The organism is Roseburia sp. MSJ-14 (assembly GCF_018918225.1).
In the GTDB taxonomy this organism is placed as follows: domain Bacteria; phylum Bacillota; class Clostridia; order Lachnospirales; family Lachnospiraceae; genus Petralouisia.
The window spans coordinates 1-13240 of the sequence record NZ_JAHLQD010000053.1; the positions used below are offsets into that span (position 1 = coordinate 1).

13 protein-coding genes and 1 pseudogene are annotated in these 13240 nt (G+C 45.6%); 8 read left to right on the plus strand and 6 right to left on the minus strand.

What is annotated here, in order from left to right; genetic code table 11:
• Window positions 1-18 precede the first annotated feature (18 nt).
• From KQI83_RS17330 to KQI83_RS15515, 7 genes and pseudogenes are all read left to right on the plus strand, one after another.
• Window positions 19-114 (plus strand): annotated as a pseudogene (locus tag KQI83_RS17330) (YdbC family protein); the annotation flags it as partial.
• A gap of 70 nt (window positions 115-184) precedes the next feature.
• Window positions 185-376, plus strand: coding sequence for a hypothetical protein (locus tag KQI83_RS15490; RefSeq protein ID WP_009264998.1), 192 nt, complete (start codon window positions 185-187; stop codon window positions 374-376).
• A 54-nt stretch (window positions 377-430) separates the two neighbouring features.
• Window positions 431-2431, plus strand: a complete 2001-nt coding sequence (locus KQI83_RS15495; protein WP_253295674.1) for a recombinase family protein — start codon at window positions 431-433, stop codon at window positions 2429-2431.
• Between the two features lie 600 nt (window positions 2432-3031).
• Window positions 3032-3472, plus strand: coding sequence for a LytTR family DNA-binding domain-containing protein (locus tag KQI83_RS15500; RefSeq protein ID WP_216559914.1), 441 nt, complete (start codon window positions 3032-3034; stop codon window positions 3470-3472).
• A 10-nt stretch (window positions 3473-3482) separates the two neighbouring features.
• Complete coding sequence (locus KQI83_RS15505) at window positions 3483-3935, plus strand: DUF3021 domain-containing protein (protein WP_216559916.1); 453 nt, start codon at window positions 3483-3485, stop codon at window positions 3933-3935.
• A 143-nt stretch (window positions 3936-4078) separates the two neighbouring features.
• Window positions 4079-4447: a VOC family protein gene (locus tag KQI83_RS15510; protein WP_216559918.1), complete on the plus strand. Its 369-nt coding sequence runs from the start codon at window positions 4079-4081 to the stop codon at window positions 4445-4447.
• A 292-nt stretch (window positions 4448-4739) separates the two neighbouring features.
• On the plus strand, window positions 4740-5645 hold the full coding sequence (locus KQI83_RS15515; protein ID WP_216559920.1) for a dockerin type I repeat-containing protein: 906 nt from the start codon (window positions 4740-4742) through the stop codon (window positions 5643-5645).
• Window positions 5646-5764: 119 nt separating this feature from the next.
• On the opposite strand, the gene KQI83_RS15520 is transcribed toward KQI83_RS15515, so the two are convergent.
• The 3 genes from KQI83_RS15520 to KQI83_RS15530 all read right to left on the minus strand — a co-directional run bounded on the left by KQI83_RS15520 (window position 5765) and on the right by KQI83_RS15530 (window position 8369).
• Entirely contained in the window at window positions 5765-6586 is an 822-nt protein-coding gene (locus tag KQI83_RS15520) for an alpha/beta hydrolase (RefSeq protein WP_216559922.1), read from the minus strand.
• Window positions 6586-7425: a hypothetical protein gene (locus KQI83_RS15525; RefSeq protein WP_216559924.1), complete on the minus strand. Its 840-nt coding sequence runs from the start codon at window positions 7423-7425 to the stop codon at window positions 6586-6588. Before KQI83_RS15525 ends, KQI83_RS15520 begins: the two co-directional genes overlap by 1 nt.
• Before the next feature lie 104 nt (window positions 7426-7529).
• Window positions 7530-8369, minus strand: coding sequence for a helix-turn-helix domain-containing protein (locus tag KQI83_RS15530; RefSeq protein WP_216559928.1), 840 nt, complete (start codon window positions 8367-8369; stop codon window positions 7530-7532).
• A 171-nt stretch (window positions 8370-8540) separates the two neighbouring features.
• Here KQI83_RS15530 and KQI83_RS15535 point away from each other — a divergent pair, with 171 nt between their 5' ends.
• Window positions 8541-9749, plus strand: a complete 1209-nt coding sequence (locus KQI83_RS15535; protein WP_216559931.1) for a hypothetical protein — start codon at window positions 8541-8543, stop codon at window positions 9747-9749.
• Between the two features lie 387 nt (window positions 9750-10136).
• On the opposite strand, the gene KQI83_RS15540 is transcribed toward KQI83_RS15535, so the two are convergent.
• From KQI83_RS15540 to KQI83_RS15550, 3 genes are all read right to left on the minus strand, one after another.
• Window positions 10137-10856, minus strand: coding sequence for a hypothetical protein (locus KQI83_RS15540; RefSeq protein WP_216559933.1), 720 nt, complete (start codon window positions 10854-10856; stop codon window positions 10137-10139).
• Between the two features lie 228 nt (window positions 10857-11084).
• The gene (locus KQI83_RS15545) at window positions 11085-11561 is read right to left on the minus strand and encodes an NUDIX hydrolase (RefSeq protein WP_216559935.1); all 477 of its coding nucleotides are present in this window, start codon (window positions 11559-11561) and stop codon (window positions 11085-11087) included.
• An 86-nt stretch (window positions 11562-11647) separates the two neighbouring features.
• On the minus strand, window positions 11648-12871 hold the full coding sequence (locus KQI83_RS15550) for an ATP-binding protein (RefSeq protein WP_216559937.1): 1224 nt from the start codon (window positions 12869-12871) through the stop codon (window positions 11648-11650).
• Window positions 12872-13240 lie beyond the last annotated feature (369 nt).

Genomic DNA, 13240 nt, shown 5'->3' on the forward strand with positions numbered 1-13240 from the left:
AGATGTGTATAAGAGACAGACCGTGAGAAGTGCGGAAAGGGTATCACGTTGAACGCTGATGAAGCGGCGGCACTCCTTAAAGCATTACAGAAGGAAGTAAACAGCGGGGATTGATGGTATCTGATTGACAGGACGGGGCGTTTCCAGACGTTCTCCTGCCCTGTCTGGAAAGGAAGATTTAAGTATGGGTGAGGATAAGAAAACAGATAAAAAGAGAAAGCGTGTCGTGCCGAAAGCACCAGTGCAGATGATAATCAGCCGTGAATATGTCGGCACACAGACAGTCACAGAAGCATTTATCCCGATTATCTCCGAGGATATTCGGAAGAAGATTGCCGAGGGTGACACCTTCGACAATGAGGGGATATCCGCTTAGAATGTACGCAATGGGACATGAAAACAGATAGGACAGATACGGAGGTTTTACAGTATGGCAGGAATAAGAACGGAGAACAAGATTTATGAAGTCGGCATGTACTGCCGCTTGTCAAAGGACGATGGCACGGATAACGAGAGTGCGAGCATTGCGACACAGAAATCCATCCTCACGGATTATGTGAAAAAGCAGGGATGGCACTTAGCAAAAACGTATGTGGACGATGGTTACTCTGGTACGAATTTCCAAAGACCAAGTTTCCAGAACATGATTAAGGACATTGAAAACGGTCTGATAAACTGCGTGATTACGAAAGATTTATCACGTCTGGGGAGGAACTATCTTGACTGCGGACTGTATCTGGAAGTGTTTTTTCCAGAGCATAACGTGAGGTATATAGCGGTCAATGACGGCGTGGACACGCTCAATAAATCAGCGATGGACATCACGCCTTTCCGCAACATCCTAAACGAAATGTACTCTGCCGATGTGTCGGTCAAGATAAAATCGGCGTACCGAGCGAGGTTTCAGCAGGGGAAATTCATGGGGACGACAGCACCATACGGATATGTCAAAGACCCCGCCGACCATAATCACCTGCTGATAGATGACAAGGTTGCCCATGTGGTAAGGGAGATATTCGACCTTGCATTAGCGGGCAACGGAATCGCCAAAATCCGCAAGCACATCAACAAACAGCATATCCTACGCCCTGCCGCTTATGCAGTGGAGCAAGGGGCAACAGGCTATGAGCGGTACTTTGAGGGTAACGAGGAAAACCGTTATATTTGGAGCGAGAACAGCGTAAGGGGCATTTTAAGAAGCCCGATATATGCGGGAAACCTTGCAGGCTACAAGCGGATTGCCGCCAACATGAAAAGCAAGAAACGCCCCTCTAAGCTGCCCGAAGAATGGGAAGTGATACCAGACACCCATGAGGGGATAGTCACGCAGGAGGAATTTGATACCGTACAGCAGCTTATTACAAGCCGCAGATTACCAGAAAACAAGGGCGGCTTTGAGAACATCTTTGCAGGCGTTATTAAGTGTGCGGACTGCGGTTATGCCATGCGGGCTATGAGTGCCAACAGGAGGAAACGCCCCGACATCATCGACTGCGTACAATATTCCTGCAATAATTATGGCAGATACGGTAATATCATGTGTACCGCACACAGCATTGAAGCGAGGGACTTGTTCAACGCTGTCCTCACCGACATCAACCGATTTGCGGATATGGCGGTCAATGATGAAAAGGCGGTGAGGGCGATTGAAAAGCGGCTCACGGAAACAGACCATAGCAGGGCAAAGGCACTGGAAAAGGAGCAGAGAAAGCTGAACAAACGCCTTGCGGAACTGGACAGGCTGTTTTCTTCCCTTTATGAAGATAAGGTGATGGAGCGTATTACGGAGCGGAATTTTGAGATGATGTCGGGGAAATACCAGAAAGAACAGCTTGAAATTGTAGCAAGGCTGAAAGAGGTAACGGAAACGCTAGGCGACAGCTATGAGAAGTCGCAGGGTGTCCGTGATTTCCTCTCCCTAATCCGCAACTATCAAGGAATTAAGGAACTGGACGCAACCATCATAAACGCACTCATAGACAAGATACTTGTTTCGGAACGTGAGAAACTTGCAGACGGGACAGTAAGACAGGAAATCAAGATTTATTATAAATTCATCGGCTTTGTCGGTGAATTACATATCACGCCCACAAAGCGGTGGACAGCGTTAAAGCCTAAGAATTGTACGGTGTGCGGTGTTGAATATGTTCCCCGCTCTGGCATATCGAAGTATTGTCCTGCTTGTGCCAAGAAGATACAGAGGGAGAAATCAAACGAGAGCAAACGCAGGAGCAGGGAGCGAAACAGACAGGCATGTATTGAACTGTCCGCAAAAAATGACCGACTGATAAAGATCGTTCAGCAGGAACCGCGTTCCGCAGAACTCGCAGCCTTCGGCGAGCTTTCTGACGACCGTCGGAGCGCCGCAGTGAGGGCACACATAATTGGCGTCTGCGTCGATCTCGGAGTTCTTCTGACCCTTGAGCCATAACGCAAACGCGTAGATATTCTCCTTTTCATGGATCTCCTTTTTCAGCTTGCCGTGAACGGAGTATCCGACCCTCGCGTCAACGTTGTGAAAGGGGATCCTCGTCACGTAACGCGTATCGACGTCCATCTTCCACGCGATACCCTTGAACATCTTGTCGAGATTATGTGTGTAATCCAGAGAGATGGAAGCGCCCTTTTTGTTGAGTCTTTCTCTTTGCAGAGACCGCGTGTATTTCAAATCTGCCGACGCGTCGTCAGGATCGGCTTTACCGCTCTGCGAATCCAGCTGAGTGATAAACCTGTCGAGCATGATCTTTGCTTGCTCGTCGTAGTTGTAGTTTATATTGTTTGAATTTGAATTCATAGTCATGCTCTCTTACCGCCTTATTATTCAATGTATAAAATATACCATAGATACGGACTTTTGTCTATATTCAAAGCGTTTCTGGGGACAAGTAAAGTCGCCAAGCAGGATAATCCGTCGGACGGCTATATTATTTTGTATAATAACCACTTATCTCCCAAAACCGACCACTTATCGTAAAACGGTGGAATTGATTTTCCAAGAGTGGTATACTGTTATCAACAAAGGAGGAAAAAAATGCAGGTAGAAATCAAAATCGACGACAGCTGTATTGAGCCGAGAGTGATTATTATTACCGATAAGGTAAATGATGAAATCAACGACATACTCAATACGCTTTCATCTAAAACGCCAGAGGTTATCACGGGCTTTTACAATGATTTGGCAGAAATCTTATCACCCGAGGACATTATCCGTATTTACGCGGCGGGCGGCAGGACCTTTGCTTCAGTCAACAAAAAAGAATACATCCTCAGGCAGAGATTATACGAGCTTGAGGAACAGCTTAGCAAGCACAGCTTTGTACGTATTTCCAACTCTGAGATCATCAATTTGAAAAAGGCACGCAACTTTGATTTGAGCTTATCGGGTACGATTTGCGTTACGCTATCCGACGGTACGGCAACATATGTTTCAAGACGCTATGTATCAAAAATCAAACAAGTTTTAGGTTTATAGGAGGTAGATTATGAAAAAGAAAGTTATTTTGCGCAGCCTGATTGGTGCACCAATCGGTTTAACCATCAGCTTTATTATCACACTTATCATCTCGGTTATCATCAATAAGGGAGAGTTTTATCCCGTAGTGCCGCAGCTGACCGCTCTTTGCGGCAGTGAGCTGAACGCCGTTGTAATTCAGACAATATGCTCTTTAATTTACGGAGCCGCGTTCGGAGGAGCATCGGTTATCTGGGAAATTGAAAACTGGAGCCTTCTGAAGCAGACAGTTATTCACTGCATTGTTATCTCCGTATCAATGCTGCCGATCGCTTACTGTATGTACTGGATGCCGCATAGCTTTTGGGGTATCGCGGGTTATATCGCAATTTTCTTCTTCATTTATTTCTTCATCTGGTTCAGCCAGTATTTCGCTATGAAGAAAAGAATTCAGGAGTTAAACGAGAAAGTAAAAGCAGACTAATTAAAAAACAGCCGCAGAGAGGATAACACCCGAATCTGCGGCTGACATATTGTCAAGTTCCTGTAATAATGGTATAATGCAACCAAACATTACATGGAATACACTTGCAGGACAAACGAAAAGGAAGCATAATGAGATACGGAATGATTTATTTAGTAGTAAAAGACTTTCAGCGCAGCCTTGATTTTTATGAAAAGGTGTTAGATATGAAAGTCAGCGAGACAAACGGTGAACGCTTTGCAGTTTTTAATAATGATGGTCTGAATATTTGTTTGCTGAATGGATATTACGATGCTAAACACCCCGAACAGGTTAAAATAAAGGGTGAATCTTTTCCGATTTATGATGACACAGTTTCAATAGCAAACAGCGAAAACAGCCGAAAGGCTTTTATCAATATGGTTGTGCCTGATTTACAGAAAGAATATGACCGAATCATTAGCTTGGGAATTTCAGAGAAAAAAACACCGATTCGATTTCTCAATGTGTTTGCACCTTATTGGTACCGGTAATTGATGTTTGGGTGCAAAGTTAAGATGGATTTTGAAATTTTTTATCAGAACACGAAAACGGACGTAGATGATGAACCTTATCTTCGTCCGCTTATGTTTTTTCTTGATTTGAAGATAGTATTCTATATGCGGCCGTTTTGATTTATGCACAAGCAACAAAAAAATAATTATATTTTGTAGATGCTCAACAATTCTATGGATTGCAAAATGGCGCGCTTTTTTGTATAATGGTGTTGTCGCAAGCCTTTTGCGACAATCGGATAATCACGAAAGAGAAAATCGGAGGTTCACTATGAACAAATTAACCGCGCTTTTACTCGCGGGCGTAATGGCCGCCTGCTGTGTACCGGGCGTTTCCGCCGCACAGACACAGGAAGAACCCGTCGCTGTCGACAAGTCCACCGGCTACCGCTTGGTGACCACGCTCAACGTCAAGCAGGGAACCATGCTGTTTTACCCGTACAACCTCTCGTCCGGTACAACAGCCAGCTTCCGAATGGAAAATGAGACCAAGAACACAAGCCAGACCATCGCGTTCAAGGATTTTTACAACCACCCGAAAACCATCAGCATCAGCTCTTCCGACACCTATAAACCCCTCATGGGCTGCGGCAGCGGCTTAGGCGGCGGTGGAACCTATACCTACGAAAACACCGGCGGCCGGTACGACGTGATCAAGGTCAAGGTCTCCGACTTTATCAGCGAGCTCAACAAGGACGGCTCCAGTACCAGATACATAAACGTTCTGGGAAAAAATGTCACCTTCAAATTCACCGAGCAGTTTGAATCGAACGGCGATAAATTTTACTCCGCGCTGTTTTTTGAAAGCGGCGCCGCCGTCACCTGCGTTACACCGGACAAAAACGGCGAGGCCGAGATCGTTGTCAGCAGAAATCCCGATCACCGCTTGGCCTATTCCACTTATTTCAGTTATTATATCGGTCTCACCTCCGGCTCGGGCGGCGGCAAGAACCGCGGCAGTGTCAAGGGTTTGAGAATGGGAGACGTTGATCTAGACGGTTACACCGACATTGAAGACGTCACCTATCTCCAGCGGATTTTGAGCGAATCGGAGAAAGCCGGCACCCTCACAAGGCGCAACGGCGACATCGATAGAGACGGCGAGCTGACCATCAATGACGCGACTGTTATACAGCAGTATTTAGCGGAATATGACATTTCGCAGTTTTATAAATAGCCTTTCATAACCGAAAACAAACACAACGATACCCCAAGGTCACACAGCTGCGGCCTTGGGGTATTTGTTTAATACTGATTCCTGATAGAAAACAGACCGCAAAGACTGCCTACATTTTATTAGGTATCAGTATAAAAGCTCCTTTTCTGTGTCAGAAACGTATGCAGCAGCTCCTTAAAAACCGCCGCCCAAGCGCTTTCGTGGTGAGGCTGTTCGGGAAGGATATTCACTTTCAGCTTTTCTTTCGGATAGAATTCGGATATCGCTTCAACTACCGCCTCTGTACTCTCGCAGATCTCCTGCTCCATTCTGTCATTCGCGCCGCTGTATATGTAGAGATAAGGCTTGATCTCCCCAACCGTTTCCTTTGTCCAGTGGATAACGTTTTTGGTATACAGCATCGGAAATGTCGGAGAAAAAACGCCTGCCATGCAGAATTTGTCCGGGTGGCTCATCACTGTATAATACGCCTGCAAGCCTCCCGAGGAGCTGCCGCAGAAGGCGGTGTTCTCTCTGCCTGTCAGAACGGGAAACCGTTTTTCGATTTCCGGCATCACCGTGTTTACAACGAAATCATCAAACGCTTCACCTTCGGGAGCCATCATTTTTCTGATATGCTCGGGCATATCGTCAGGGAATTTGATCGCGCCCATGCTTTTGGGCGTCAGTTCCTTTGCCCGTTGAACGGGACTTTCGTCGTTATGGATACCGACGATGATTGCCGCCTTACCGCTGCTTTCACGTTCCTCTTTTACGGCTTCGCGCGTATACCAACAGCCGAATTGACGCGGACGATTATCTTCAAACAAATTCTGTCCGTCCGTCATATAGATAACGGGCAGCAATTCTCCGTCGTCATGTTCGGGAACAAACACACGGACGGTTTTTGTTTTGGTTCCGAGATAAGCCAATTCCAATGTAATCAGTTTTTCGCTGTTCATTATGATCTCCTTTCAACGGTCATCTTCATCAGCTGACTGTATGTCACTCCGTACTTTTCGGCGATGTCTCTGGCGTAGCTGATACCGTCGGGCGGCGCGCAGTACACCTTGTAGGAACGACGTCCTTCGTGGATACCCGTCACCAGCGAGGCGACCTTGATTTTTCCGTCCGGGGCGTTGATTTCCTCCAAATTCATCGCAAGCTCGTGCATATGCGTATTAAAAATCGTTCTCGCGCCGAGGCTTCTCATTGCCTTGACCACGTCCTTTGCTATATATGGACGCATGGTTTCGTCAAGATTAACGCCGAGCGTAATGCTCTGTATCTGGGAGGTCTCCGTTATCAGCTCTTTTATGTCAGCCTTAAGATATTCAAAGCCGCTGTCGTTGTAAACGGAAGCGACATAATCCTTCAGCTGCTTCAAACCATCGGATCTGACGTCGATCTCTTTCAGCGCGGAATAGATCTCTTCGATGCAGCCGATATAAACATCAAGCTCCTGCAGACGGTTTATCAATTGCCAAATCGGCGCGACAGAGTCGTCGTTAAAGCTCCGTCCAAGTGTTTTGAGATAATCAAGCCGGTCGAGCGAGTCCCTGATTATATCCTTGAAAGACGGGAAATTGATAAAGTCATCAAAAATATCACTGCGGTAGCGGATCACCTCGGGGCAGCTTTCAAGCCCCGTCATCATACGCTTGATGAGGTTTTTCTCATATTCGTTCTTGGCGACATGAGAAAGAATGTATTCCAGCGACAAATCATTGCAGGCGGTCTCACTTATTTTTTGAAACCCGGGCGCTGTTCCCTGCGGATACAGCAGATTGAATTCGTTCATTGCTCTCAACTCCTTACACATATATTGTAAGGCACAGAAGCGAGGATTACAAGCAACGCGTGCCGGTTTTGCGCAACGACCGGGACTGCAAGTCAACGGGCAGTTTATAAGAACGGCTTTTTTCGGTCAAATGTGCCGAAGAAGGGGCGTGGATTATTCTTTGCTATTTCGTCTGCAAAGCAGAGCAGCGGAACGGCAAATCCCTCCGGTCGTACCGAGTAGGAGCTCATTTCGCCGTCGGCGGTAGCGATCATAGTTCGGATAACAAGATGATTGTCGCAAAGCCGCCTCATTATTTTTTCAACCTCGATATGGTTGTATCCCGTGTGCTTGCAAATCAGAGAAACAGCGACCGGCATATGCGGAAGCGAATAGAGATAACAAATGATATTTAGGGTCTTTTCATCCGCAAAAACGGCAAACACCTTTTTCAGCTCGGAAATGTTCTCAAAATGCGGCATAATGCTTTTGCCCGCAGACTCCGCCATCAGAAAGAAGTGCGAAAAATCAGGCGACATACGGGTCAGAGCGATACCGCTGTCATTGATCAGCTTGGCAAAGTAGTCCGCCGACTTCCCGTTTTCCGTAAAGGTGCGGTCGATAAACATATCCATAAAATCATCAATTGCCGACGCTTCGCCCGACAACCCAATCTCAATCGCCCAGCAAATGCCGAAGGCGTAACGATACGCATCCTCCTGCTGCATTTTGCACAGCTTTTTTGCAAGCTGAACCGCCAAGCTGAGTTCCTCTCGCCCGTAAAGCGCGTCAACGCTGACGCCGAGAGCGTCTGCAATCAAGGGCAGTATTTCTGCGTCGGGCGTACTGCCCCGCTCCCATTTCGACACTGCCTGCGTTGTAACGCCTATCATTCTTCCGACCTGTTCCTGAGTAAGGCCGTTCTCCATACGGTACTTTTTGATTTGTTGTCCTATAATACTCATAATCAACCCTCCGTTGATTTTCTGATTCTATTGTAGCAAATCAGACGGCGTTTGTCTATATGCACTATACCGCGCTATGTCTGTCAATAGTTTATCACTCTGAATTATTGCAATTATTTAGTGCTTATGATAGAATTGATTATACAGAAAACAGTCTCGGAGTCTTAAGCTATGTATCTGAAAAACGGTCTTATCAAATTTTTAAAAGTGAAAAATGTGATTTTATTAATTCTTGGTGTATTTCTTGTATCGAGCTCCGTGGCGATCATAACGCAGTTGATCGTCGGTTACTTTGGTGACTGGTTCACGATTCTTCACGCCCGGGCTTTCCCCGAATCGGTTTTCCTTATCATCATCGGGATCGTATCGATCGTCTGCTCCAGAATATCACGAAGACTGATCAATGACGCTGTCTTTTTCTCCGGATATTTTGAAGGCGACCTGAACGGATATGTCGATTTTGCGGAGCTTGCCGAGGTGACGGGCAAAACGACCGAGCAGATCAGAAGCCGCGTCGGACTCGTGCGTCCGCTTTATATGAAGAATTTCAGGATAATCAAAACCGTCAACTATCGCTATCCCGAGATCATCGAGCTTTACAGCAAAACAATTACCTGCTCCTGCCGGAGCTGCGGCGGTTTGATGGAAAAGCGCGTGTACTTTGAAGGTATGTGTCCGTATTGCGGAAGCTCTGACTTGACTGCGCAGGTCGTATCGGGACAGAGGCTTTACTTCATCAACGACAACACCAACCGCAAGCCGAACAACCCTGCCTATTATGAAGGCTCGTCCTTGCAGGCAAAGCGTATCGGTTACGCTGTCGGCTTTGGTATTGAGCTGTTCTTTTTCCTGATTTTTCTGATCGTGTTTTTGACGATGGTGAACAATTACAATAACGAGCCGTATTTCAGAGATATGTTGGGACGCGGCATCACTTCATACAGTTTGTTCCAGTCAGAGCTTCTCAACGCAATCATCCTTTTCGCGTTTGCGCTCGCCGCGATAGTTGTGACAGCTCCTATAACCGTTGTGCGAATGATAACTATCGAATCCTCACAGCGTTACGCAAGGGATTTTGCGCGCTTTCCAAGACCGTTTTTGACCTTGCAGGACCTTGACCGGATACAAAAGGCAAAGGATCCTGACAGCGGCGTTACTCCCGAAGCGCAGTACAAGCATATCGTCGGCGCCGTCAAGGAAGGCTATCTGCGCGGGTGTTCTCCCGAAAAGCACGGCGGCGTGCTGCGGATCGCCCTTGCAAAACAAATCGTAAAAGATCGCTGCCCCGGCTGCGGCGCGCCGATCGTCGGAGCAGTCACCGAAAGCTACTGCTGCCGTTACTGCGGAAGATGGATAACGGGCGTTATACGAAAAAAATGATAAATATGCAAAATGCAAAAGGTCGGCTCAAAATAATAGAAGAGTGTTTTTATTTTTACATACCTTTCTGCTCGCTTGCTGCGGCATGTGCAATTGGATAATGCAGCGTGGCTCTCTCGCTAAAAACGTCACTCTGTGACGTTTTTGTCTGCGCCGTGCGCGCGGCTTACGGCTTGACACGCTCGCCTTCAAGTCCCTTCACTCCTCCGTTGCTTGATTAAAATAGTACAGGGAGATACCTTTTTGGTATCTCCCTGTACTATTATGGTCGGAGTGAAGGGACTTGAACCCCCGACATCCTGCTCCCAAAGAGATAAAACAGATCGGGAATAAATCCATACCACAACATATAGTGGTTTTTGTTCCGGAAAAGTTGCTCTTTGCCGCTCAATCCCAAAGACAGGTATATCTGAACATAAACCACCCTGTCAGTCCCGGAGGATTATGCACGCAAAAATCCGCAGAGCCGGGACATCCCGTACATTGGTAGTAAGCGCTTTTCTCCCACGGGTTTTTGTTCTTGACAAAAATCTCATCGCATCCGGCAAAATACGTCAATAAACGAACAGAAACAGACCAATCATCCTCAACCGCTTTCGTATAGGGGATCCACTCCTTTTCCCGATCAGGCAGCATCCAAACCTTAAGGCTCTTAACGCTGTCGTGGAGATCGTGCATTCCGTCAGTGGTTTCCTCTTCCGAAAGACAAAGCACCGGCTCTTCAAACCGGACAGTGAAGCTATACCACAGGGCATTATCGCAATTGCCTCTGCCCGGAAAAAAGCCGTATAAATACGAAAGAAACGTGGACTTATCCTGCTTTTGCGACAAATCGCAGGTTTGGATGAACGCATCAACCTGATCTTCTTTAGTGGTTGCACTTGTTTCTTTTATCTTTTCTTTGTTTTTTTCTTTCGGATAATCTTTAACGGTTACGTTCATTTCTTTTATCCTTTCTTTATTTTTTCCTTTTGGATCATATTTAACGGTTGCATTCGTTTTTTTCTTTTCTTTATTTTTTTCTATTAGATGATTAATCTTAATTGTAGCAAACAGAATCAATTGCGCTAAAGCTAAAACTATAACGAAAGCTGTAGCAAACCACATCACTCAAACACCTCGTTTGCAATTTTTCTCTAAAGGGTTGTGTATCAGATCGTTGGCTTCTTCAAGGATGATAACGCCGTCAATGTTCTTTTTGGGGGGGCGATCAAATATTCCGATTTACTCTGTCAGTATGCCATATTTTCCACAGAATAACAATCGTTTTGCAGGTCAAAATCTGAGCCGCATGAAACAAAGAAAACCGCGCTTTTATCACGCCGTATTCTCTTTTCACTCCCTCGAAAGGAAATGCTTTACTTCCCTATCGTTTTCAAAATCAATAGTGCGGTAAAAATCGGGATAAATGGTGATGTTATCCGACTTATTCAAATCAATCCACTCTAAATATTCTCCACCGGGCCCGCCGTCGGTTCGGGTGCCGTCCTTGATTTGCAGAAGGCGTTCGTTAGGCTTGACGGTGAAGAAGCAGGAAATCTCATGGAAAAACACACCGTCGTCATCGATGAAAAAGTTCTCGTGAATCGCCGCAAGGCGGTCAAGCTCGCAATCAATGCCTGTTTCCTCTTTCAGCTCGCGCAAGGCGGCTTCTTCCATACTCTCTCCGAAGCGGACGCGTCCGCCGACGGAGTAATAAAACGCGCGTTCTTCATTCGGATTGCGCGCCATCAAAACCTTTCTTCCGCTGTGGATAATCACGCCCACGCGGTAGTTGAATTTTCCTTGCTCTGTTTGAAATGTGCAGTCCATGCTATCCCTCCTCGTCCTGCTATTGTACCGCTGCCGGCAGATTTTTGCAAGTCAAAATCTGAGCCGCATAAACAAAGAATACTGAGTTAAACTCCCTCCAAAAGCCAATCTATCACATTCTTGACAGTAATACCTTCATAATTACCGGCAGTAAATCTGTCAAGCGTCAGGATCATTTTCGGATGGTTATCCTTGATCGCTTTCAAAGGAGCCATTTCGCGTTCAAAGGTTTTTTCATCTGCCATAGACGCTGTTACCTGTATATATGTGATACTCCCGCTCTTTTCTGTAACAAAATCGACTTCCGTACTTCCTACCTTACCGATATTTATTCTGTATCCCCGTCTTTTCAACTCAAGATACACGACATTTTCCAAGGAAAAGCCAAGGTCATAGTATTTTTTTGATACCATATATCGGCGTAATCCTAAATCGGAAATATAATACTTTTGATTTTGCTTAAGCAGTTGTTTGCCTTCCACGTCATACCGTTCCACCGGGTAAAAAATATACGGCTCTACAAGCGCAGATACATACTCACTGACCGTGTTTTGCGATACCTTACGACCCGATGAGGTGATATAATCCGAAATGCTTTTTATTGAAACAGGATTGCCGACAGACGACGCAAGAAAACGCGCTATATTTTTTAGCAAAGCGATATCATTAATATTACGTTTGCCGCCCTTGTCTTTTCTTTTTTGCCGTTCTTCAATATCCTTGATGATAATAGTATTGTATGTCCCTTCAAGATATGTGTCCGCCTTTTCATTTGCGTCATCAAGCATAACGATATACGGGAGTCCGCCCAAGCGAAGATAGTCAGCAAAAGCGGCGTCGTCAGAACCGTCTGTTTTGGCACTGCGGTATTCGGAAAAGGACAAAGGAAGCATGTTGATCTCAACATATCTGCCGGATAACAATGTTGCAAGTTCTCCGGAAAGGAGGTACGCGTTGGAGCCTGTAATATAAATGTCGATATTATCCCTGATAAAAAGACTGTCCACCGCTTTTTGATAATCATTAACCATTTGGATTTCATCAAGAAATACATAATTCTTTTTATCCGGCACTATCTTATCTACGATGTATGCATACAGCTTTTTATAATCCAAAAGCTCCTCAAATTCAAGAGCTTCAAAATTCACCGAAATAATCTGCTCACGTGAGATTCCGTTACCGGCAAGCTCCGTTTGGAACTGCTCTAACAGCGTTGATTTACCACAGCGGCGTATTCCGGTAACGACCTTAATTACCTGTTCGTCTTTCCACTTATTCAGTTCGTTAAGATAATCCGTTCTTTTAATCACGCCAAGCACCTCCGTTCATCTGATCCCATTATAGAATAGCATTCCGAAAAAGTCAACAAATATTCCGAAACGGGAATATTTTTCTTAATTTCGCATAAGTTTTCCCATTTCGGAATATTTCATTCTTATTTTGTGCGCTTGTTTATCGCCGATTTTTTCATTATCGCTCATTTTCACGCCACCCTTTTTTATAAGTATATCATATTTTCCGCTGAATAACAACAGTTTTACGCTTCAAAAATTAATACGCTGTAAATCAAAAACCTCTGAAATCGTTGATTCCAGAGGCTTTTTCGGAGTGAAGCGTCCCTTAACTTAACCCCTACCCTTTATTAAATCCTTAACCACTTCACCCGCGATGATAAGCCC